We start from the raw sequence: 21,909 nt of genomic DNA on the forward strand, positions 1-21,909 counted from the left end.
ATGAGCGAGATGCTCGCTGGCGTCACGGCCGCCATCGCGGAGCTGCGCGAACAATTCGCGCAGCTCCCGCTCCACGTTTATCCGTCTGCCTGTGGCGGCGCGCATGTGCTGATCGATGAAATCCCCCTCGGAAAGCCCTTCGCGCAGGAGACTACCTGGGTTGGCTTCTTCCTTTCCAACGCGTGTCCGGAAGACGACACCTACCCGTTCTGGGTTCGGTCGGATCTGAGCTTTGCAGATGGACGGGCTCTCTCGCCGCCGATCCACGGCGCAAATCACTTTCCGGCAGCCGACACGCCCGGCCTCCCCCAGCGGCCGGCCGTGATGATCTCTCGCCGACAGCGAAACCAGTCGGTCTGGATTCAGGAATCTCCGCTGCTGAAACTCCTCTCCGTCATGAAGTGGATGACCGAACGATGAAACAACGCTGCGAAATGCGCATGACGCGCTCGATGTATGAAGAGCTTTCCGCTCACCTTTTTCCTGGCGACGGCGACGAACATGGTGCCGTCATCCAGGCCGGGCTGCTGCAGACCCGTTCTGGGCCGGTACTCACCGCGCGGGCGCTCGTTCTCGCCGAAGAAGGCAAGGACTGGGTGCCCGGAAAACGCGGGTACCGGATGTTGCTTGCGCGCTTTATCGCGAAGCAGGCGCGCCTCTGCCGCGACGAGAAGCTCGTCTATCTCGCCGTGCACAACCACGGCGGCAACGACAGCGTCGCCTTTTCGAGCGTGGACATCGAATCCCACGAACGTGGCTTTCCGGCGCTACTGGATCTTGTCGAAGGCATGCCCGTCGGTTCACTGGTCTTCGCGCCCAATGCTGTTGCAGGCGATATCTGGTTTCCCGGCGGCGAGCGGTTGACCCTCGATCGGCTGGTCGTGGTCGGCGCTAAGCGAAAAGTCCTGCGACCCCGACCGGAACGCACGGCTGCGGGCGAGGCCGGACGCTTCGACCGGCAGGTTCGGTTGTTCGGCGTCGAAGGGCAGGCGATACTGGCAGGCAGCCGTGTGGCGATCATCGGACTGGGCGGCGTTGGCTCGTTGCTTGTCGAACTGCTCGCACGGCTCGGTGTCGGACAGTTCGTCCTCGTCGACCCCGACCGCGTCGATCCCACAAACGTGCCGCGCCTGGTCGACGCGACATCATGGGACGCGATGGCCTGGCTGGTCGGCAAACCTCGTCCGCAATGGATTCGCAAGCTCGGCAGGCGCTTCGCCACCAGGAAAGTCGATCTCTCGCGCCGCGCGATCCGCCGCGCCAACCGCAAAGCGCGTGTCGAGCGTCACTTCTCGGTCATGGAGAAGCCCGAAGTCGTCGCAGCGATCAAGGACTGTGACTTCATCTTCCTCGCAGCCGACGGCCACAGGGCGCGCCGGTTGTTCAACGCGCTGGTTCATCAGTATCTGATCCCGGGCGTTCAGATGGGGACTCGCATCCAGGTCGACCCCGAAAGCGGTGCTGTGATCGATGTCCACACGACTACGAGGCCCGTCTCGCCCGCCAAGGGCTGCATGCTGTGCAACCAAGCAGTCAGCCAGGTGCGCCTTCGCGAAGAGAGCATTTCGCAGGAAATGCGCGCAGGCCAGCGCTACGTCGATGAGAATGACGCACCCGCGCCGAGCGTCATTACCCTCAATGCGCTGAGCGCCTCGCAAGCTGCCAATGACTTTCTATTCTATATTACGGGATTGGCACACCGGATGCGTTCGGCGGCACGATTCAAGGGCGTCCGCTGTGGCGAGGCCTTCGCTTCGTCGAACCGCGAGCAGACGGAGAATGCCCTGACTGTGGCTCGGGCGGAAGGAGTGCTCGCGGCGACCATGCGCGATTGCCATTGATCGAGTGAAAGTGACCCTCGACGTGTGGCCACTTACGCCCGTTTGATGGAACCCCGTATCCAATGACGATACTTGTCGGCTTGCAGCGCACTGGCATGTAGCCCAACGGCTGCTTTCGGAGCGTTGCGATATCGGAAGCTACGACTGAGATTGGGGCGCTTTGCCGGCATGCTTGAAAAACGACCTGTCCGTTAGCGGACAGGTCGCTCTGAGTCAGATTTCGGTTCGCTCTGCCAAAAGCAGGGCATCCTCGATATCAACGCCAAGATACCTGACCGTGTTTTCAATTTTGGTGTGGCCTAACAGAATCTGGATCGCCCTGAGATTGCCTGTGGCTTTGTAGATCATCGCGGCCTTAGTGCGTCGCATCGAATGAGTACCATATTCGGCCCGCCTGAGACCGATCGCCGTCACCCGTTCATCGACGAGCCGAGCGTATTGTCTCGTGCTCAAATGGCTGGCGTGGTCAACGCGGCTCGGAAAGGCGTAGTCGGCGATCATTCCGCCGCGGCGTTCGAGCCATGTCAGGAGGCTTGCCCGAACATCGGCAGTCAATTCGAATTGGACGGGTCGGCCTGTTTTCTGTTGGATGACTATCGCACGCGTCCTGATGTCAGTACCCGACACCAGATCGCCAATTTTTATTTTGACCAAATCACAACCTCGCAGCTTGCTATCGATTGCGAGATCAAACAGCGCCCGATCGCGAAGTCGTCCCTCGCGTTCGAGAAAGAAGCGAACAGCCCATATCTGTTTCTGTGTTAGAGGCCGCTTTGTACCTACACTCTTCCCGGCATTCCAAGCCGGACGCGCCTGCATGGCGGGATCGTATTTTGAGTATCCCACGATCATTCTCCTTGGCCCTGATTGGCCGCCAAGAATGTCGCGCCAATGCCCTTTTATTTTGGTCAGACCGCCGCCGCCGATTCCGACGCAAAGCGACCACCCTGATTGGCGAGACAGTTAGTCATCACGGTCATCGTGATACCATACCCGCAAGTTCGACGCCGGCTCGTCCGACGGCAGGCGTACGAATACTCCAAAATCAGAGCTGCGATGACGGCGTGTGAGCGGCGTACGCCAACGCGCCTTTCCTAAGACGGCGGTGCCATCTGCCAGCGTGACGGACGCATGCAAGTGAGCAGCGGGCGGCGTGCTCGAGCCCGTGCGAAGTCGAACCTTCCCGGTGACCATAAGGCCGTCCGGTCGTGGTTTGCTTTTCACCCAATATATCGTGATGGGCACACGATCCTCTTGTGACTCCATCGTGGGTGTATGCGCAGCAGCAGCGGGGGTCAGCATTGTCGCGAACATGCCGGACGCACAGGCAGTCAGAAATTTCATCGCTTCACCTTGGCCATCGGGGATGGAGATCATCGATCTGGAAGGGGTGGTTCGCCTGCCCGTCCTTATGTGCTTCCGTGAGATGCGGGTGGTCAGGTGGCAGGCCGTCATGAGAGTGAGGCACGACTTCGGGGTCGTCAGTCGGCCAGATAATCAGTGCGACGACACTGCCGACTGCCGCCAGCAGCGCGGTCGCGACGAACGCCGCGCCAAACCCCAAGCGCGCGCCGATCTGTCCGGCAAGCGGATAAGCGATCAGCCAACAGACATGACTGAGCGCGAATTGGGCGGCGAACAGCGCGGTTCGATCTTCGGTGTTGGACGAGCGCCGCAACAATCGGCCACCAGGCGTGATGCTGGCGGCATAGGCCATACCGAGCAGTGCCCAGCCGACCAGCAGCGCACCCCAGAAACCGGGCGCGGTCCGCCATTGCCAACCGAATGCGAGTGCGCCGAGCAGGATGGTCATCGCCGCCGCCGCGGAGAGCATGACTGGACGGTCCGCGATCCGGTCGAGCAGCCGGGGTAAGAGTAGTGCGGCAAACATCGACCCGCCGCCGAACGCAGCCAGTGTCACCGCGACATCGCTTTGATCGAGGCCTAGCCCGGCGCGCACCAGAACTGCGGTGTTGACGATCACCATCGCGCTCGCGGCTGCGGCTGCCAGCGTGACTGCAAGCAACCCGCGCAGCCGTGGCGTTGCGAGATAGATGCGCGCGCCACGCGTCGTGTTCGTCCAGACGCCCCCGCTGCGCGGTTTGACAGTGGCGGTGGGCAGGACGGTGGCAAGAACCAGCAACGCTGACGCCGCGAAACCGACCGCAGTGCCGGCGAACAGCCAGTGGAAGTTGATGATCGTGAGCAGCGCCGCCGCCAGTATCGGACTGGTCAGGCTCTCCATGTCATAGGCGAGCCGCGAGAGTGACAATGCGCGGGTATAGTCCTTTTCCTCCGGCAACACGTCGGGAATGATCGCCTGGAAGGTCGGCGTGAACCCTGCCGAGGCCGATTGCAGCACGAAGATCAGGACGTAGACCTGCCACACCTGATCGACGAACGGCAGCACGAGCGCGACGCCCATGCGGATCACGTCCATCGCGATCAGGAAGGCGCGGCGCGGCAGACGCGAGGCATAGGCGCCGACCACCGGCGCAACGCCGATGTAGGCGACCATCTTGATCGCCATCGCCGTGCCCAGCACCGCGCCGCCGTTACTGCCGGCGATGTCGTAGGCGAGCAGGCCGAGCGCGACGGTGGCGAGCCCAGTGCCAATCAGGGCGATGATCTGCGCGAGGAACAGGTTGCGGTAGATGGCGTTGGCAAGAACAGCGAGCATGGCTTCAACTCGATCTGGCTGGGGTTGAAAGGCGGCGGTGGAGATAGGCGCGAAGCTGCGGGGTGCGGGCTTCGGTCTGGCGCGAGAAGACCCAGGCGAGGTTGACGGTGCTGATCATGATGGCGGCCACGCCGCCGATGGCTTGCGACGTCGGCTCCAGTCGATCCGCATTGATCACGAGCGCGGTGACAAGCGCCATTACGGGAAAGTGGATCGCGTAGAGCGAGAAGCTCGCGTTCGATCCGTAGATCGCAACCGGCCGCAACAGTTTCAGCGGCTTGGGATCGGCGGCGATCAACGCGAGCAGGAACAGCGCAAAAACCAGCGCCAGCGCCGGATCCTTCCATGTATCTTCGCCGAAGCGTGCGAAGACGAGGAAGAGCGCCAGCCCAGCGCCGGTTACTACGAGCAAGCCCCATTTCGTCATCGGCGTGAGCCATGGGGGATGCCGCCAGACCCGCGTCAGCCCGTATAGCGCCGAACCGCACAACCAGCACAGGAACGCGAGCGCAAGCGTGGGCACGAACCAGCCGAATGCCAGTGTCAGCAGCCCGATCGACAGCCGCCGCTGACGGAACAGCAGCCAGAGTGCGGGAAACCAGATGTAGAACCAGAACTCATAGGAGACGCTCCACAGCGGGCCATTGGTGCCGAACGGCGGCACGAAGATTTGCAGGAAGGCGAGATTGCCGAGCAGCGCGGTCGGCGATAACGCGAGCACGACGTCCTTGCGCAGCACATAGGTGTCGGTCTGCCCCAGATGCGTCGGCGATTGCAGGCCAAATACGCCGATCGCGTCAAGGGAGCCGCCGAGGATCAGGGTCGGCACCAGCACGATCGCCAGCCGCGACAGCCGTTCGATCAGATAGCCGCGCCACGACCATCCGCGTTCGGCATGACGCACCACGCTGCGCGTGATCCAGAAGCCGCTCAGCACGAAGAACAGGATGACCGCCTGGTGCCCGAACCCGGCGACGAAGTAGCACGCCTCGGCTATCAGATCGTCCGCTGGCCGATAGTCCCGGATCAGCAGTGCCCAGATATGGCCGAACGCCACCACCAGCGCGAGCACCGCGCGCATTGCGTCCATATAGAAGAAGGCGCCCGGCGACGCGGCGCGCGCGCCGGCCGGGACGACCTTTTCCGGCGCCAAGGCGGCCGGATCAGACAACGCGCTTGATCTCGCTGTAGGCGCCCTGTGTTTTCAGCACCACCGTGACCGGCGCGGTGCCGCGGTTGCGCCAGAACCAGCCGTGCTTGCCGTCGAACGCGGCGACCAGCGTGCCTTGTTCGCGCGCCGATCCCTTGCCCTTGCCATAGCCGTGATAGGAAATGCCGGGCGCGTCAGCGTGCGTGTCGTAATTGACGACACCGCCCTCGACCGACCAGTCGAAAGCGATTTTCACGTCCTTGCTGGCGACAACCTTCACCTCGGCGCCTTCGCCGGGCGCGAGCGCTACGCGGGTGGTATCGCTTCGACCGGCGGACGCCGGTGTGGCGGCGCCAGGCTGGACGCCTGCCGCAGCCGCCGCGGCGACCGTCGCCGCCGCCTCAGGCTTGGCGCGGGCGTCCATCGCTGCATCGGCGGCGGCTTCTTCGGCAAGCTGCTGCTTGATCTCACCCATTTCGGTCAGGCCGAGCGCGCGGCCGATCCCTGTGGGGTCGATCGCATATTCGGACGGGAGCACGACCGTGACGAGGATAGCGCCGGCGGCGATGGCGGCGCCGAGTGTCGCCTTCAGAAGCTGCGCGTTGCTCGGCAGGTCTTCGGGGCGGGGACGTTGAGAATTGAACATGGGAGTGTCTCCGAAAAGGGGTCAGGCGGCCGTGGCGAAGAAGCCGGCAAGCTGCATGCCGACGAGAATGAAGCCAGCGCACATCACCACCGTGTTGGCGGCGAAGGCGTGGCGCATGAAGCTCGGCGTGCGGCGCCAGAATCCCATCAGGACCAGGATGGCGCCCAGCGCGAGCAGTTGCCCGAGCTCGACTCCGATGTTGAAGGCGATCAGATTGGCGAACAGTCCGTCCGGGGCGATCTGGAACTCGATGATCTTGGTCGCCAAGCCAAAGCCGTGGAAGAAGCCGAAGATCAGCGTGGCTACCTTGGTGTTGGGCTGAACGCCGAGCCAGCGCTGAAATGCGCCCAGATTGTCGAGCGACTTATAGACCACCGACAGGCCGATGATCGCGTCGATCAGGTAGGCGTTGGCGCTGATGTTGAAGAGAACGCCGAGCAACATCGTCGTCGAATGGCCGACCGCGAACAGCGTCACATAAAGGCCGATGTCCTTCATCCGGTAGAGGAAGAAGATGACGCCGAACAGGAACAGCAGATGGTCGTAGCCAGTGACCATGTGCTTGGCGCCGAGATAGATGAACGGGAAGAACAGCACGCCGCTGCTCTCCTGGATATAGCCCTTGTCGCCCTCGGCGACGTTATGTGCCCAAGCATCGACGCCCGTGAACAGGGCGAGTGCGAGTGCGGTGATCAGCAGGACGAGCCAGCGTTTCGCGCCAGGCGGTGAAAGCAATCCGTTGAGTGGCATTTCAAATCTCCTTAGCCGGTCTCCCACGCCCAGGGGGACGAGGGCGTGGGAGTGGCTGAGGCTCAGGCGCTTGCCGGAGCCGGTTCGGTGGTAGGGGTTTCGTCTTTCGCCTTGCGGCCGTGGACCATGCGGTAGAGCGCGGGCAGCACGACCAGTGTCAGCAGCGTCGAGGAAATGATCCCGCCGATCACCACCGTCGCAAGCGGACGCTGCACGTCCGAGCCGATGCCGACATTGAGCGCCATCGGCACGAAGCCGAGTGAGGCGACCAAAGCGGTCATCAGCACGGGACGCAATCGCGTCAGCGCGCCCTCGCGGATCGCATCTTCGAGGCTCATTCCTTCTTCGCGGAGCTGGCGGATGAAGCTCAGCATCACTACGCCATTAAGCACCGCCACGCCTGACAGCGCGATGAAACCCACGCCGGCCGAGATCGAGAACGGAATGCCGCGCAGCAACAGTGCCGCGACGCCGCCGGTCAGTGCCAGCGGCACACCCGAGAACACGATTCCCGCATCCTTGAACGAGCCGAACAGCAGGAACAACAGCCCGAAGATCAACAGCAGCGTCAGCGGGACGACGATCTGGAGGCGTTGCGAGGCAGACTGAAGCTGCTCGAACGTACCACCATAATCGACCCAATAGCCCTCCGGCAGGTCGGCCTGCGCCGCCACCTTCTGCTGAACCTCCGCGATGAACGAGCCGAGATCGCGGCCGCGCACGTTGACGGTGACCACCGCACGCCGCTTGCCATCCTCGCGGCTGATCTGGTTCGGACCGGTCGTCTCGCGGATCGTCGCCACTTCGGACAGCGGCACACTGCCGCGCGCCGCGCCGCTCTCACCGGGCAGCGGCACCGGCAGCCGGTCGAGGATCGAGCGATCCTGCCGCATCGCCTCGGGCAAGCGGACGACAATGTCGAACCGCCGGTCGCCCTCGAAGATCTGTCCGGCTTCCGCGCCCGCCGTTGCGGCCGATACCACCGACTGCACGTCGGTGACATTGAGACCGAGCTGACTCAGGCGCAGCCGATCGGGAATGATCTCCACGAACGGCAGGCCGGTGACCTGCTCCGCCTGCACGTCCTGCGCACCCTCGATCCCCGCGACGATCCCGACCACGCGCTCGGCTGCCGCCGCCAGCTGGTCGAGATCGTCACCGACGATCTTGATCGCCACGTCCGAACGAACGCCCGCGATCAGCTCGTTGAAGCGCATCTGGATCGGCTGGATGAACTCGTAGCGCGAACCCGGCACATCTCGCTGGATGGCCGCGTTCATCTCCGCGACCAACTGTGCTTTGGGTTTACGCGGATTCGGCCACTCCGACCGCGGCTTCATGATGACGAAGGTGTCGGCGACTGAGGGTGGCACCGGATCGGTCGCGACATCGGCGGTGCCGATCTTCGCGAAGACGTCCTTCACCTCCGGGAAGCGCTTGAGGCGGTTCTCCAGCGCGGATTGCATCTGCACGGCTTGTGTCAGGCTGGTGCCAGGGATGCGCAGCGCGTGGAGGGCGATGTCGCCTTCATCGAGTTGCGGAATGAATTCCGAACCCAGCCGTGTCGCCGCAACGCCGCTGAGCGCCACCAGCACCACCGCGCCGGCGAGTACCGCGACCCGTGCCTTGAGTACCCAGTCGATCAATGGCGAATACCAGCGCTTCGCGGCCCTGATCGCGGCGCTTTCCTTCTCATTGACCTTGCCAGTGACGAACGTCGCCACAGCTGCCGGCACGAAGGTGAGCGAGAGGATTGCCGCCGCGGTCAGCGCCAGCACGACGGTGATCGCCATCGGGTGGAACGTCTTCCCCTCGACACCGGTCAGTGCAAAGATCGGCAGGTAGACGATCGTGATGATCGCGATGCCGAACAGGCTTGGCTTCACCACCTCGGCCGAAGCCGATGCGGCGATGTCGAACCGCTCCTCCTTCGTCAGCATCCGGTCGAGCCGGTGCTGTGCCTCGCCGAACCTGCGCAGGCAGTTTTCGACGATGATCACTGCGCCATCGACGATCAGGCCGAAGTCGAGCGCGCCGAGGCTCATGAGGTTGCCCGAAATGTCCCAGGCCACCATGCCGGTGATGGTCATCAGGAACGTGACCGGGATCACCGCCGCCGTGATCAATGCCGCGCGGATGTTACCGAGTAGCAGGAACAGGACGACGATGACGAGCAACGCGCCTTCGGCGAGGTTCTTCTCGACCGTACCGATCGTCGCCTCGACCAGCTTCGAGCGGTCATACATCGTGACCGCCCAGACACCCGATGGGAGCGACTTGTTGACCGTCTCCAGCTGCTCGGCCACCGCGACGCTCACCTCGCGCGCATTCTCGCCGACCAGCATGTAGATGGTGCCGAGTACCACTTCACGCCCGTCCTTGGTCGCCGCGCCCTGCCGGATTTCCGATCCGATCGAGACATCGGCGACATCTGCGACGCGCACCGGCGTACCCTGACGATAGGCGACGATGATCCCGGAAAGATCGGTCTGCCCGCTTGCCTGTCCCGGCACGCGGATGATCGACTGCGAACCCGAACGCTCGATATAGCCCGCGCCTACATTGCTGTTATTCTGTTCGAGCGCGCGGGTGAGATCGGCAACGCTGAGGCCATAGCCCGAAAGCCGTGCCGGGATCGGGGCGATCACGAACTGCTTGCGATAGCCGCCGATCGAATTGACCTCAGTCACGCCCGGCACGTTGCGCAGCTGCGGTCTCACCACCCAGTCGTGGAGGGTACGTAGGTCTTCCGCCGTGTAGCGCGAGCCATCGGAGTTTACCGCGCCGGGTTTGGCCTCCAGCGTGTACATGAAAATTTCGCCAAGGCCGGTCGCGATCGGCCCCATCGCCGGTTCGACGGCGGGTGGAAGCGCCTCACGCGCACCTTGCAGCCGTTCGTTGACGAGCTGGCGGGCGAAATAGATGTTCGTCCCGTCCTTGAAGACGACGGTGACCTGGCTGAGACCGGCACGCGAGACTGATCGCGTGAACTCCAGTCCCGGCAGGCCAGCAAGTGCCGTCTCCACCGGATAGGTGATGCGTTGTTCCGCCTCCATTGGCGAGAAGCCGGGCGCTGAGGTGTTCACCTGCACCTGGACGTTGGTAATGTCGGGAACGGCGTCGACCTTGAGCCGTCCGAACGAGTAGATACCGATACCGATCAGCAGCATCGCTGCGATCAGAACGGCCCAGCGCTGTCGGATCGACAGCCTTATGATGCGTTCAAGCATGGCTGCTATCCTCAGTGATCGTGGCTGGCGCCGGACTTTTCGATGTCCGCCTTGATGACGTAGCTGCCCTTGGCGACATAGGTCTGGCCGGGCTTGATCCCCGACTTGACCTCGGTCCAGACCGGGCCGCGCGTGCCCAGTTCGAGCATGCGCACCTCATAGGTGTCGCCGACCTTGGCGAAGACCACAGTGAAGTCGCGGAAGCTCTGCAACCCGTCGGTCTTGACCGCGAGCGGCACCTGTCGCTTGTCCACCGTCAGCACGCCTTTGACGTTCATCCCCGGCCGCCAGAACCCGTCGGGATTGGCGAGCGGTGCGCGGGCGACGAGTGCGCCCGTGCTCGGATCGGCGAGTGGGTTGAAGTTACGGATGGTCGAGGCAACCGTGCGGTTGCCCTCCAGCAATCCGAGTTGCACCGGCGCACCGGCTCGAACCCGCTCCATATCGCGTGGGAACACCGGGAATGCGGCGACGGTGCGGGATGGGTCGGCGATGATGTAGATCGGCTCGGTGCCAGCAACCTCGCCGGGATTGGTGCGCCGTTCGGTAATGACGCCGCTGATCGGGGCGGTCACCGCATAGATCTGCATGCTCTCGTTGCTCTCGACCCGCGCGACGACCTGGCCGCGCCGCACGCGATCGCCGATATTGAGGGTTGCCGAGACGACGCGGCCGGGGAACTTCGCGCCGACCTCCGCCGTTGCGGCGGGATCGAGTTCGACGCGTCCCACCAGTTCGAGCGCCTCGCCGATCTCGGCCGGGCCGGCATTCTCGAACTCCAGCCCTGCGGCGCGCGCTGCCGCCGCTGGCATCGAGACACGCCCCTCATAGGACGGAAACTGCCACTGATGCTTCCGACCGCCCTCGGTCGCACTCGCCTCGACGTCGAAGCTGTGCGGCTCGACCAGCGTCGCGTTGCCACGCAGATAGTCTTCCTCGGGTTTGAAGCTGAACGCTGTCACCTCGCCGTCAAGCCGGCGGATGGTGAGGTTCGCCTGGACCTCGCCGGGCGCAACGGGTTTGTTGTCGCGATAGGCATAGAGCCGGTATTCGGGCGGCACGCCGTCCTCGAACACGGTGATCTCCAACGCGAAATTGTCATTACGCAGCATGCGGCCATTGTGCGGACCGCGTTCATAGTCACCGGCAGCAGCGGCTTCGCCGCCTTCTTCCGATGTGGCATTTTCGGTTGCGGGATCGCCGCCACACGCGATCAGCGGCAACGGCAGGATGAGCGCCGCGGCAAGCGCGGCGTGGATGCGGGCCATCAATATTCCCCCTTGGCAAGTTCGGTAAAGCGGCCCGTCAAACGGTCGAGTTCGACCCGGGCCTCACGGTGGCGGCGCACGGCATCGACCATGCGTGCGCGGGCATTGGCGAGCGTGGTCTGCGCCGCCGAGACATCGACATAGCTGAAGAAGCCGCGATTATAGCCGACCCGGACTTCCATCAGCGTAAGATCGGCGTTCGGAATCACCTGATCGCGGATCGCCTCGGCTTCGTGCGCGGTTTCCTCGACCTTTTCGACCGCCAGCGCGATGGCGCGTTCGCGGGTGAAGCGTTCGACGGCGAGATCGGCATCGACACGACGACGTTCGGCCTGTGCCTCGGCAACGCGCGCATCTGCCAGGCGACGGCCGCCCAGTGGCAGCGACACGCCGGCGACCAGCGCGACATCGCCAGTGCCGATGAAACGCGGCCCCGCCGACAGTGTGGGATCGCGCTTGGCATTGGCGGTTTGCAGATTGATCGTCGCATCGGCACGCGCGCCGCGCGCGGCATAGACGGCCAGATCCGCTGGCGATGGCTTGGACGGACCGAGCGGCTCTTCCTTGAAAGACAGGAAATCGCTGTTCGGCACACTTAGGTCGGTCGGCGTTCCGCCCCACATTGCTGTCAGCCGCTTGAGCGCGGCATCGCGGGCATGGATCGCCAGTTCAAGATCGACATTGGCCTCGGACACGCCGGTCGCCGCGCGCATGCCGGCGAACAACGGATCCTTGGCGGACGCGACACGGCGTTTGACCTCCGCTTCGACCATCTTGGCCAGCGTCAGGCGCTGCCTGGCGATGCCGATCGACGCTTCGGTCGCCTGCACCTCGACATACAGGCGCTGAACCTGAGCGATAAGATCGAGCCTGATGACGATCGCTTCGGCGCGAGTCACATCCATCTCGCGATCGGCAAGCGCAACGCGGGCTTCGCGCTTGCCGCCGCGCTCGATGCGCTGGCTATAGCTGCCGGTGATCTGGAACTGATTGTAGAGATCGCCAGTGGGGATGCCGAAATTCTCGGCAGTGACGTCGAAACTCGGTTGAGGACGAAGACCCGCGGCGGTACGCGCGGCGGTCTGCGCCTCGATCCGGGCGGTGGTTGAGGCGGTTTGCGGGGTGGCGGCGAGCGTGCGCCGGATCGCGTCCTCAACCGTCAGCGGCTGCCCTTGGGCAAGCGCCGCCGATGGCAGGCAGACGGCCACGACAAGCGCGGCCCTGAACAGGGAATACATTGAAAATCTCCTGATCCTGAACGGTCAGCGGCGCGCGCGAACAGGCGCACGCACCGGACGGCACGGAATCAGGCTGAGGGCGGCTCGGGGAGCGGTTCGAGAAGCGCCGAGCGCAGGCGCGCGTCGTCGCCCGGCAGCAGGCGGTCCCGGTCGATCGAGCGCGCGGCAAGGCTCACCCCGCTGCTCGGCACGCCATCGGTGGCGACGTGGGTATGATGACCCAGACCATGCGTCGCCTTGCCGAAATCATCCGGCTTGGCGCTCGCATCATCGGTATTCGCGAACTGCGAGTCGTCGCTTCCATGATCGTCATGATGATCCGCATCGACCATGCGAACATGCTCATGCGTGGAGCCATCGAGATGGGGCACAGCCGCGCTCATCGGCCCGTGCGAGAACGCCAGGACGAGAATGAGCAAGGCTGACAGGATGCGCTCCATGTGGTGGTCGTTAGCAGGTGATCTAACGGCCCGCAACATGATACACGGTAACATCGAGATGAAGCCCAGAAAAGGGTTAACGCGGCAGTCTATCGACGAGATCGCTCGAGCGGAACTGAGTGCGGCGAAGGATTCACAAGTCGAGCGCTTTATATAAGTCGGAATGATTTATCGATCTATCCAGCAAACCTTATTCGGCGCAGTCGATCATCAACACCACGGGGGTAATTTAAAATAGTCTCTGAGCATGATCATGCGATTATTGATATGATACGCTGTATCAACTGCATTGAAAATTGGTTTTGTTGATGACAATGAGATCTCGACAGGCTATCGCGGCGTTGGGATGATCCGTCTGTTCACCTTGGTGCTGTGTGCATTTGCGCTGCTGTCGATCGGCACGGCGCCGGTCGCGCATGCGGTCGAGCGGACAATCTGCATTGAAACGGCCCAGACGCTGCCGGGCGTCGATGCGGATCACGCAAGCCAGGATGCGCCGGACACCGGCAAGGGTGACCCGAACATCGCGCATCAGCATGGCGGCTGCCATGGCCATCATTTCGCGTCGCTCAACGATGTCGCCTTGGCGGCAGCGCTGAACGTGCATGAGGATGAGCGGATTCTTGGGCCCGCGAGCGTGCTGGCGGCGGCCGTGCTCGATCCCGCGCTGAGACCTCCGCAAGCCTGATGACCTTTCGCCGCGGGCTGACGCCCGGCGGCTGTTTGTGGTTGTCAGGAGTTTTCCATCATGAAGTCCATCTACGCGGCGCTTCTCGCCGCGGCGTCATGCGCAGGTGTTGCGCAGGCGCAAAGCTCGCCGTCGCCAGCGCAAGTTGCGGCAAGCGAGACGCTCACGCTTAACGAAGCGTTGGCGCAGGCTGGCGCGATCGCGCCTTCCAACGAAGTTGCGACGCTCGGCATCGCAGCGGCTGAGGCGGGGCGTGCCGTCGCGGCATTGCGGCCTAACCCGACGCTTAACGCCGATGTCGAAAACGTCATCGGCACCGGCCCCTACAAGGGTATCAACGAAGCCGAAACAACGATCGGGTTCGCGCTTCCGCTCGAACTTGGCGGCAAACGCCCGGCGCGTATCGCGGTCGCCGATGCGCAGACCGTGCGCGCACGGATCGATGCCGCCATCGCTCGGGCGGATCTGCGGCTGCAAGTCACGCAAGCCTATATCGAGGCGGTCGCTGCCGAGCGAAGACTGGCGATCGCCCAGGACCAGCTTGGGGTCACGCGCGAGAACCTGCGTATCGCGCGTGACCGGGTCGAAGCGGGGGCGAACTCGCCCATCGATCAGCAGCGCGCGGCATTGCTGGCCGCAAATGCCGAGGCCGAACTGGAGCGTGCGCAGCGCAGCGCTGAGGCGAGCCGGCTCGCGCTTGGCCAATTCGTCGGCGCAAGCATCCCAGGCGGCCTTGACCAGCCGTGGTTCGACCGGATCGAGAGCATTCGGAGGGGGCCGGCAGTGCCGGCGAATGCAGACGGCACGCTCGCGCTCGCGGCGGCCGGTGCCGATGTCGCTACAGCCGATGCACAGTTCCGCCTCGCGCGCAGCCAGCGCATCCCGGACCTGACAGTAAGCGCGGGCACGCGCCGTCTTCAAGCGAGCGGCGACATGGCGATGGTATTCGGCGTGTCGGTGCCGCTGCCCGTGTTCAACAATGGCCGGGCCGCCGTGAGTCAGGCTGCGGCGTTGCGCAATCAGAGTGAAGCCAAGCGGCGGCTCGCCCGCTTCGAGGCCGAACGTGCGATCACTGCGGCGCGCGCCGACCGCGATCGAGCGGCAGCAGGTGTTAGAACGTCGGGCCCTGCACTCAGCGCCGCGCAAGAGGCGGCGCGCATTGCACGCATCGGCTATGGCGAGGGCAAGTTTGACCAGTTGGTGCTGCTTGAAGCCGAACAGGCGCTGCTCGACGCCCGAACCGCCGCGATCGACGCACGCGCGCAATATCATGATGCCGAGGCGCGACTCGCCCGGCTGACCACGCCGGCCCCGTCGCCGGCGCAAACAGGGAATTGACGATGAAGAAGCTCATGGCCGGAGCCGCGGCTCCGTTTGTCCTGGCGATGTTACTGGCCGGTTGCTCGGGCGGCGAGGACGCCGTCAACAACACCGCCGCCGCTGCGGAGGCCGGCGCAGAGGCGGAGGATGATCATGGCGGCAATGAAGCCGCTCATGAGGAAGGCGAAGGTGAGGAAGGCGCCATCACGCTGACCGCGCAGCAGATCAAGGCTGCCGGCATCGAGGTCGTCCGGGTGTCATCCTCCGGTGGCGGCGCGCTGACCCTCCCCGCAACGATCGAAGGCGATCCGCAGGGCACGCAAGTTGTTTCCGCGGCGATCGGCGGCCGCATCGTCGCGCTGAACCGCAATCTCGGCGAACCCGTCGCGCGCGGTCAGGTCGTCGCCGTGATCGAGAGCCGGGAGGCCGCATCCCTGCGCGCCGAGGTCGAAGCGGCGCTGGCGCGTTCCGCGCTTGCGCAATCCAACCTGCGGCGGGAAGAGCGGCTGTTCAAGCTCCGCGTCTCGCCGGAACGCGATCTCATCGCTGCCCGCACCGCAGCCACCGAGGCGAACATTGCGCAGCGTCTTGCGCAACAGCAGGTTTCTGCCGCTGGCGTCAGCGCTGGCTCGCTCAACCGCATTGGCGTCGTCGCGCCGATCGGCGGCCGCATTACCGCACGGCCCGTCGTGCTCGGCCAGACCGTCGCGGCGGATGCCGAGCTGTTTCGCGTCTCCAACCTCGCGCGCGTCGCGGTGACCGTCTCGCTCTCACCGGCCGATGCCGCGCGCGTGCGGGTCGGCACGCCGGTCGAGATCAGCGCGGGTGGCCGCCGCTCAGCCGCGCCGCTCAGCTTCGTGTCGCCGGTGCTCGACGAAACGACGCGGCTGGTTACCGCCATTGCGCTGATCGACAACAGCGCCGGCCAGTGGCGTGTCGGCGAGCCGGTCTCTGCGATCCTGTATTTGCCCGGTGAAGATGGCGGCGCGGTCAGCGTGCCGGCTGCCGCGGTTCAGACGGTCGAGAACCGCAACACCGTGTTTGTCCGCACGCCAACCGGCTTTCGTGCACAGGCGGTCACGCTCGGCGCTCGCGGTGCTGGCACTGTCGCCGTCACGTCCGGCCTCACCGGCCGCGAAGAAGTCGCCAGCAATGGCAGCTTCACGCTCAAGGCAGAGCTCGCCAAGGGCGAAGCTGAGCACGGGGGGCATTGATCCGTGATCGAACGTATCGTCAATTTCGCGGTCGAGCGGCGCTGGTTCGTGCTGCTCGTGACCCTCATTGCCGCGTTGATCGGCGCAGTGTCCCTGTCGAGGCTGCCGATCGATGCCGTTCCCGACATCACCAACAATCAGGTGCAGATCAACGTCCGCGCCTCGGCGCTTTCACCCGAGCTGGTCGAGAAGCAGGTCGCATTCCCGATCGAGACCGCGCTCGCGGGCATTCCCAGCCTGGAATACACCCGATCGTTGAGCCGCAACGGCTTTGCGCAGGTGACGGCGGTGTTCACCGACTCGACCGACATCTACTTCGCGCGCCAGCAGGTAGCGGAGCGTCTGCGCTCTGCGGAGGAGAACCTGCCCGAGGGCGTCGCGCCAGAACTCGGGCCGATCGCGACAGGTCTCGGCGAAGTCTATATGTGGACGGTCCACATGGCCCATCGGCCTGAGGACAAGCACAAGGCGGGTGAGCCGGGCATCCAGCCAGACGGTAGCTACATCACCCCGGAAGGTGACCGGCTGGTCAGCGAGGCGGACAAGGCGACCTATCTGCGCACCGCGCAGGACTGGATCGTCGCGCCGTTGCTCAAGTCCGTGCCCGGTCTGGCCGGCGTCGATTCGATCGGCGGCTATGTAAAACAGTATCAGGTTGTCCCGGATGTCCAGCGGCTGACGGCGCTCAAGCTCAGTCTCAGCGACCTCGCCACTGCGCTCGAAGCAAACAACAGCGCTGTCGGCGCCGGCGTCGTTGATCGCAACGGCGAAGGTCTCGCGGTCCGCTCCGACGCGCGCATCGCCAATGCCGACCAGCTTGCCCGGACCGTGATCGCAACCCGCGAAGGCGTGCCGATCCTGCTCAATCAGGTCGCGACGGTGAAGCTGGGTCAGGCGACCCGGATGGGCTCGGCGTCAGAGAACGGCAAGGAAGTCGTCGTCGGCACCGCGATCATGCGGATTGGCGAGAACAGCCGGAACGTCGCATCCGCGGTTGCCACCCGGCTGGACGAAGTCAACGCCTCGCTGCCGACCGACATCATCATCCAGCCGGTGCTGGACCGCACCGGACTGGTCAACTCGACGATCAAGACCGTCGCCAAGAACCTGTCGGAAGGCGCGTTGCTTGTCGTGGTGGTGCTGTTCCTGCTGCTCGGCAATTTCCGGGCGGCGCTGATCGCGGCACTGGTCATCCCGATCACCATGCTGATGACCAGTTTCGGCATGCTGCGGGGCGGCGTGTCGGCAAACCTGATGAGTCTCGGCGCGCTCGACTTCGGGCTGATCGTCGATGGCGCGGTGATCATCGTCGAGAACGCGCTGCGGCGCATCGCCGAACGCCAGCATCATATCGGCCGCACGCTGGACAAGGGCGAGCGGCTGCACGCGGTGGCGAGCGCGACACGCGAGATGATCCGCCCCTCGGTCTATGGCCAGGCGATCATCATCCTCGTCTATGTCCCGCTACTGACGCTTACCGGGGTGGAGGGCAAGACGTTCACGCCGATGGCGCTGACCGTCATCCTCGCGCTCGTCTGCGCCTTCGTTCTCTCGCTGACCTTCGTCCCAGCGATGCTGGCGATCTGGCTCTCGAAGCCGGTCGAGGAAAAGGAGGGCCGGATCATGAGCTGGCTCAAGCGGCGTTATGAACCGGGCCTCGGCAAGGCGATGAACCGACCGAGGGCCACGATCGCTGCTGCGGTCGGCGCGTTCGTGCTGGCGATCGGTGCATTTGCCATGCTGGGGCAGGAATTCCTGCCGCAACTCGACGAAGGCGATGCGACCGCTCAGGTGCTGCGCGTGCCGGGCACCTCGGTCGAACAGAGCCAGGCGATGCAGTTCCGTGTCGAAAGGGCAATCTCGGCGATCCCTGAGGTCAAGTTCGTCTTCTCCAAGACCGGCACCGCCGAGCTCGCTTCGGACCCCATGCCGCCCAACATCTCCGACACCTTCATCATCATGAAGGACCGCAAGGACTGGGTCGATCCAAAGTTGTCCAAGGCCGAACTGGTCGGCAGGATCGAAAAGGCGCTGGAAAGCCTGCCCGGCAACGCCTTCGAGATCAGCCAGCCGATCCAGATGCGCTTCAACGAGCTGATCGCCGGCGTGCGCGGCGACATCGCGGTCAAGGTGTTCGGCGACGACACCGACACGATGAACGCGACCGCCAATCAGATCGCGGGCATTCTGCGCAAGGTGCAAGGCGCGACCGATGTGCGCGTCGAGCAGACGGAAGGGCTGCCGATGCTCGACATCCGGCCCAACCGCGATGCGATGGCGCGCCTCGGCATTACCGCGCAGGTCATGCAGGACACGCTCGCCGCTGCGATCGGCGGACGTGACGCCGGCATGATCTTCGAAGGCGACCGACGGTTCGCGGTGACGATCCGGCTGACCGACGCCGCGCGAGCCGATCTCCAGACGTTGGGGCAGGTTCCCGTCCCGACACCAGATGGCGCGTTCGTGCCGCTGGAGAGCATCGCCGACATCGCGGTGACCGCTGGCCCCAATCAGATCAGCCGCGAGAACGGCAAGCGCCGTGTTGTGGTGCAGGCCAATGTTCGGGGCCGCGACGTGGCCGGAGTGGTCGAAGACGCCCGCGCAGCCATCGCCAGTGAAGTCCGTCTGCCAGCCGGCGAGTATCTCGAATGGGGCGGCCAGTTCGAGAATCTGCAATCGGCCAGCCAGCGGCTGATGCTGGTGGTGCCGGCCTGCTTCGCGCTGATCATCCTGCTGCTCTACGGGGCCTTGGGCAGCGTGCGCGACGCCGCGATCGTGTTCACCGGCGTGCCGTTGGCGCTGGTCGGTGGGGTGCTGGCGCTATTCCTGCGCGGAATGCCTTTCTCGATCTCGGCGGCGGTGGGCTTCATCGCGCTGTCCGGCATCGCTGTTCTAAACGGTCTCGTCATGGTCACGTCGATCCAGGACCTGATGGCGCGCGGCATCGCACGTGCCGATGCGGCCTGGCAGGGCGCGCTTGCCCGGCTGCGGCCGGTCGTGATGACCGCGCTGGTGGCATCGCTCGGCTTCGTCCCGATGGCGATCGCCACCGGATCGGGCGCCGAAGTGCAGAAGCCGCTCGCAACGGTCGTCATCGGCGGCCTGATCTCGGCAACGCTACTGACCCTGTTCGTCCTGCCTACCCTCTACGCTCGCTATGGTCGGCGTGAGACCAACGTGGCCGAGGTCGAACAGGGCGACATCCGTCAAACGGAGGCCATCGCATGACCGGTCAGACTCATAACAAGCCCGATGACGAGCATGATCACGCGCATGGCGGGATTTTCGGTGCAAATACCGAACTGATCTTCGCGCTGATATGCGGCGGACTGCTGGGGATCGGCTTTGCTGTCGAGAAGCTGCTCGATCCGCCCGGCTGGATACCACTTGTCTGCTATGTTGCGGCGTATCTGTTCGGTGGCTTCTTCACGCTGCGCGAAGCCATCGACAATCTCGGGCAAAAGCGCTTCGAGATCGACACGCTGATGCTTGTCGCAGCGGCCGGCGCAGCAATTCTGGGTGCATGGGCTGAAGGCGCGTTGCTGCTGTTTCTGTTCAGCATTGGCCACGCACTGGAGAATTACGCGATGGGTCGCGCCAAGCGCGCGATCGAGGCGCTGGCCGAGCTTGCGCCGCAGACGGCGTTGGTGCGCCGCGATGGCAGTCTGGTCGAACTGCCGGTCAAACAACTCGTCGTTGGTGATACCGTCGTGGTGAAGCCTGACGAGCGGCTGCCGGCGGACGGCTTCATCGTCAAGGGAACGACCAGTATCGATCAGGCGCCGGTGACGGGTGAAAGCATGCCCGTCGATAAACGGCCGGTGTCCGACGATGCGGCAGCACGAGCCAGACCGGACATGATCGAAGCGCCGTATCGCGTGTTCGCCGGAACGATCAACGGCAGCGGTCTGATCGAGGTCGAGGTCACGCGCAAGTCCAGCGAGACGACTCTGGCACGCGTCGTCGAACTGGTCAGCCAAGCTGAGACACGCCAGTCGCCGACGCAGCGCTTCACCGATCGGTTCGAGCGTGTGTTCGTGCCATCGGTGCTGCTGCTCACGGTTGTGCTGCTGTTTGCCTGGGTCGTAATCGATGAGCCGTTTCGCGACAGCTTCTACCGCGCGATGGCGGTGCTAGTGGCGGCAAGCCCTTGCGCGCTGGCCATCGCGACGCCGAGCGCCGTGTTGTCCGGTGTAGCGCGCGCCGCTCGAGGCGGGGTTCTGGTCAAGGGTGGCGGTCCGCTCGAGGATTTGGGGGCCCTCAAGGCCATCGCCTTCGACAAGACCGGCACGCTGACCGAGGGGCGTCCGCGCATCACCGATATCATTCCAAGGGACGGTGTGGATGAGCGCGACCTGCTCGCGGTCGCGGTGGCGGTCGAGCGACTGAGCGACCATCCCCTGGCGCGTGCCATTGCGAAGGACGGCGAGGATCGGCTTGGTCAGGCCGACCTCCCCGTCGCGACCGATCTCGCCAGCCTGATCGGGCGCGGGGTCACGGCCAAGATCGACGGCGAGCCGGTGCTGATCGGCAAGGCCGAGATGTTCGGCACCGGCGATATCAAACCGCTTTCCGATGTCATGAGCGACGCTATCGCCCGGCTGCGCGACGGCGGGCGGACGACGATGGTGGTCCGTCGCGGCGAGCGCGATCTCGGTGCGATCGGGCTCATGGATACGCCGCGCGCGGCCGCGAAAGATACGCTCGCGCGGCTTCATGCGCTCGGCATCACGCGGATGATCATGATCTCGGGCGACAACCAGAAGGTCGCCGAAGCGATCGCGCGCGACGTCGGTCTGGACGAAGCATGGGGCGACCTGCTGCCAGAGGACAAGGTCGAGGCGATCCGTAAGCTGCGGGGTGAAGCGAAGGTCGCGATGGTCGGCGATGGCGTCAACGACGCGCCGGCGATGGCCAATGCGACGGTCGGTATCGCGATGGGAGCGGCCGGGTCTGATGTCGCGCTCGAAACCGCTGACGTTGCGCTGATGGCGGATGGCCTGGCCCATCTGCCGTTCGCGGTCGGCCTCAGCCGCAAGACACGCGGCATCATCCGGCAGAACCTCGTGGTCAGCCTCGGCATCGTCGGCTTTCTTGTTCCCGCGACGATCCTGGGCCTGGGCATTGGACCGGCGGTCATGATCCACGAGGGGTCGACCTTGCTGGTCGTGTTCAACGCTCTGCGCTTGCTGGCTTATCGCGAATGAGCAGCGATCCCATCGACACCGCCGGGCGTCGCAAGCCGCGCCCCTGGACCGAGGCTGACGACAAGGTGCTCTCGCAGATGATCGAAGCACGGCAGCCGCCGGCCAAGATCGCCCGAAAACTGCATCGAACGGTCGATGCAGTTCGCGGACGTGCTGCGCAACTGCACCTCGTGCTGCCCTCGCCGCTGCGCCCTTGGCGGATGGGCGTGCGCCGCAACAATATTCAGGAGAAGTGAG

At 64.5% G+C, this 21,909-nt stretch carries 17 protein-coding genes; 8 read left to right on the top strand and 9 right to left on the bottom strand.

Annotated features, from left to right (window positions below; all coding sequences use genetic code 11):
• Positions 1–420, top strand: a complete 420-nt coding sequence (locus AX681_RS01770; RefSeq protein ID WP_066663414.1) for a hypothetical protein — start codon at positions 1–3, stop codon at positions 418–420.
• On the top strand, positions 417–1,841 hold the full coding sequence (locus tag AX681_RS01775; protein ID WP_082738086.1) for a ThiF family adenylyltransferase: 1,425 nt from the start codon (positions 417–419) through the stop codon (positions 1,839–1,841). The genes AX681_RS01770 and AX681_RS01775 overlap by 4 nt, the downstream gene beginning before the upstream one ends.
• Before the next feature lie 213 nt (positions 1,842–2,054).
• On the opposite strand, the gene AX681_RS01780 is transcribed toward AX681_RS01775, so the two are convergent.
• The 9 genes from AX681_RS01780 to AX681_RS01820 all read right to left on the bottom strand — a co-directional run bounded on the left by AX681_RS01780 (position 2,055) and on the right by AX681_RS01820 (position 13,243).
• Positions 2,055–2,693, bottom strand: a complete 639-nt coding sequence (locus AX681_RS01780) for a tyrosine-type recombinase/integrase (protein WP_082738085.1) — start codon at positions 2,691–2,693, stop codon at positions 2,055–2,057.
• 496 nt (positions 2,694–3,189) lie between these two features.
• Positions 3,190–4,521 carry an MFS transporter gene (locus AX681_RS01785; RefSeq protein ID WP_066663408.1) on the bottom strand — a complete coding sequence of 444 codons (1,332 nt, stop codon included), beginning with the start codon at positions 4,519–4,521 and terminating at the stop codon, positions 3,190–3,192.
• Between the two features lie 4 nt (positions 4,522–4,525).
• A complete protein-coding gene (locus AX681_RS01790) occupies positions 4,526–5,692 on the bottom strand; it encodes an acyltransferase family protein (protein WP_156442880.1) in 1,167 nt (388 codons plus the stop codon).
• Positions 5,685–6,317, bottom strand: coding sequence for a transmembrane anchor protein (locus AX681_RS01795; protein ID WP_066663401.1), 633 nt, complete (start codon positions 6,315–6,317; stop codon positions 5,685–5,687). Before AX681_RS01795 ends, AX681_RS01790 begins: the two co-directional genes overlap by 8 nt.
• A gap of 21 nt (positions 6,318–6,338) precedes the next feature.
• Positions 6,339–7,067, bottom strand: coding sequence for a HupE/UreJ family protein (locus tag AX681_RS01800; RefSeq protein ID WP_066663399.1), 729 nt, complete (start codon positions 7,065–7,067; stop codon positions 6,339–6,341).
• 62 nt (positions 7,068–7,129) lie between these two features.
• A complete protein-coding gene (locus AX681_RS01805; RefSeq protein ID WP_066681568.1) occupies positions 7,130–10,297 on the bottom strand; it encodes an efflux RND transporter permease subunit in 3,168 nt (1,055 codons plus the stop codon).
• A gap of 11 nt (positions 10,298–10,308) precedes the next feature.
• Entirely contained in the window at positions 10,309–11,565 is a 1,257-nt protein-coding gene (locus tag AX681_RS01810; RefSeq protein WP_066659355.1) for an efflux RND transporter periplasmic adaptor subunit, read from the bottom strand.
• The gene (locus AX681_RS01815) at positions 11,565–12,803 is read right to left on the bottom strand and encodes a TolC family protein (protein ID WP_066659354.1); all 1,239 of its coding nucleotides are present in this window, start codon (positions 12,801–12,803) and stop codon (positions 11,565–11,567) included. Before AX681_RS01815 ends, AX681_RS01810 begins: the two co-directional genes overlap by 1 nt.
• Before the next feature lie 68 nt (positions 12,804–12,871).
• On the bottom strand, positions 12,872–13,243 hold the full coding sequence (locus AX681_RS01820) for a hypothetical protein (RefSeq protein ID WP_066659352.1): 372 nt from the start codon (positions 13,241–13,243) through the stop codon (positions 12,872–12,874).
• Between the two features lie 346 nt (positions 13,244–13,589).
• On the opposite strand from AX681_RS01820, the gene AX681_RS01825 reads away from it, so the two are divergent.
• From AX681_RS01825 to AX681_RS01850, 6 genes are read left to right on the top strand one after another with little or no spacing between them, the layout of a single operon-like run.
• Complete coding sequence (locus AX681_RS01825; protein ID WP_156442700.1) at positions 13,590–13,931, top strand: hypothetical protein; 342 nt, start codon at positions 13,590–13,592, stop codon at positions 13,929–13,931.
• Positions 13,932–13,991: 60 nt separating this feature from the next.
• The gene (locus AX681_RS01830; protein WP_066659348.1) at positions 13,992–15,269 is read left to right on the top strand and encodes a TolC family protein; all 1,278 of its coding nucleotides are present in this window, start codon (positions 13,992–13,994) and stop codon (positions 15,267–15,269) included.
• A gap of 2 nt (positions 15,270–15,271) precedes the next feature.
• Positions 15,272–16,465, top strand: coding sequence for an efflux RND transporter periplasmic adaptor subunit (locus AX681_RS01835; protein WP_066659343.1), 1,194 nt, complete (start codon positions 15,272–15,274; stop codon positions 16,463–16,465).
• A gap of 3 nt (positions 16,466–16,468) precedes the next feature.
• Positions 16,469–19,693: an efflux RND transporter permease subunit gene (locus AX681_RS01840; RefSeq protein WP_066659341.1), complete on the top strand. Its 3,225-nt coding sequence runs from the start codon at positions 16,469–16,471 to the stop codon at positions 19,691–19,693.
• The gene (locus tag AX681_RS01845; protein ID WP_082737922.1) at positions 19,690–21,672 is read left to right on the top strand and encodes a heavy metal translocating P-type ATPase; all 1,983 of its coding nucleotides are present in this window, start codon (positions 19,690–19,692) and stop codon (positions 21,670–21,672) included. Before AX681_RS01840 ends, AX681_RS01845 begins: the two co-directional genes overlap by 4 nt.
• Positions 21,669–21,908, top strand: coding sequence for a hypothetical protein (locus AX681_RS01850; protein ID WP_066659339.1), 240 nt, complete (start codon positions 21,669–21,671; stop codon positions 21,906–21,908). Before AX681_RS01845 ends, AX681_RS01850 begins: the two co-directional genes overlap by 4 nt.
• The last annotated feature ends 1 nt before the right edge of the window (position 21,909 follow it).

The organism is Sphingomonas sp. CCH9-E2 (assembly GCF_001557215.1).
GTDB lineage: Bacteria > Pseudomonadota > Alphaproteobacteria > Sphingomonadales > Sphingomonadaceae > Sphingomonas.

Excerpts from the sequence above, each read along its gene's own strand:
- AX681_RS01770 (WP_066663414.1), top strand. The coding sequence starts at position 1 with ATGAGCGAGATGCTCGCTGGCGTCACGGCCGCCATCGCGGAGCTGCGC.
- AX681_RS01775 (WP_082738086.1), top strand. The coding sequence starts at position 417 with ATGAAACAACGCTGCGAAATGCGCATGACGCGCTCGATGTATGAAGAG.
- AX681_RS01780 (WP_082738085.1), bottom strand. The coding sequence starts at position 2,693 with ATGATCGTGGGATACTCAAAATACGATCCCGCCATGCAGGCGCGTCCG.
- AX681_RS01785 (WP_066663408.1), bottom strand. The coding sequence starts at position 4,521 with ATGCTCGCTGTTCTTGCCAACGCCATCTACCGCAACCTGTTCCTCGCG.
- AX681_RS01795 (WP_066663401.1), bottom strand. The coding sequence starts at position 6,317 with ATGTTCAATTCTCAACGTCCCCGCCCCGAAGACCTGCCGAGCAACGCG.
- AX681_RS01800 (WP_066663399.1), bottom strand. The coding sequence starts at position 7,067 with ATGCCACTCAACGGATTGCTTTCACCGCCTGGCGCGAAACGCTGGCTC.
- AX681_RS01805 (WP_066681568.1), bottom strand. The coding sequence starts at position 10,297 with ATGCTTGAACGCATCATAAGGCTGTCGATCCGACAGCGCTGGGCCGTT.
- AX681_RS01810 (WP_066659355.1), bottom strand. The coding sequence starts at position 11,565 with ATGGCCCGCATCCACGCCGCGCTTGCCGCGGCGCTCATCCTGCCGTTG.
- AX681_RS01815 (WP_066659354.1), bottom strand. The coding sequence starts at position 12,803 with ATGTATTCCCTGTTCAGGGCCGCGCTTGTCGTGGCCGTCTGCCTGCCA.
- AX681_RS01820 (WP_066659352.1), bottom strand. The coding sequence starts at position 13,243 with ATGGAGCGCATCCTGTCAGCCTTGCTCATTCTCGTCCTGGCGTTCTCG.
- AX681_RS01825 (WP_156442700.1), top strand. The coding sequence starts at position 13,590 with ATGATCCGTCTGTTCACCTTGGTGCTGTGTGCATTTGCGCTGCTGTCG.
- AX681_RS01830 (WP_066659348.1), top strand. The coding sequence starts at position 13,992 with ATGAAGTCCATCTACGCGGCGCTTCTCGCCGCGGCGTCATGCGCAGGT.
- AX681_RS01835 (WP_066659343.1), top strand. The coding sequence starts at position 15,272 with ATGAAGAAGCTCATGGCCGGAGCCGCGGCTCCGTTTGTCCTGGCGATG.
- AX681_RS01845 (WP_082737922.1), top strand. The coding sequence starts at position 19,690 with ATGACCGGTCAGACTCATAACAAGCCCGATGACGAGCATGATCACGCG.
- AX681_RS01850 (WP_066659339.1), top strand. The coding sequence starts at position 21,669 with ATGAGCAGCGATCCCATCGACACCGCCGGGCGTCGCAAGCCGCGCCCC.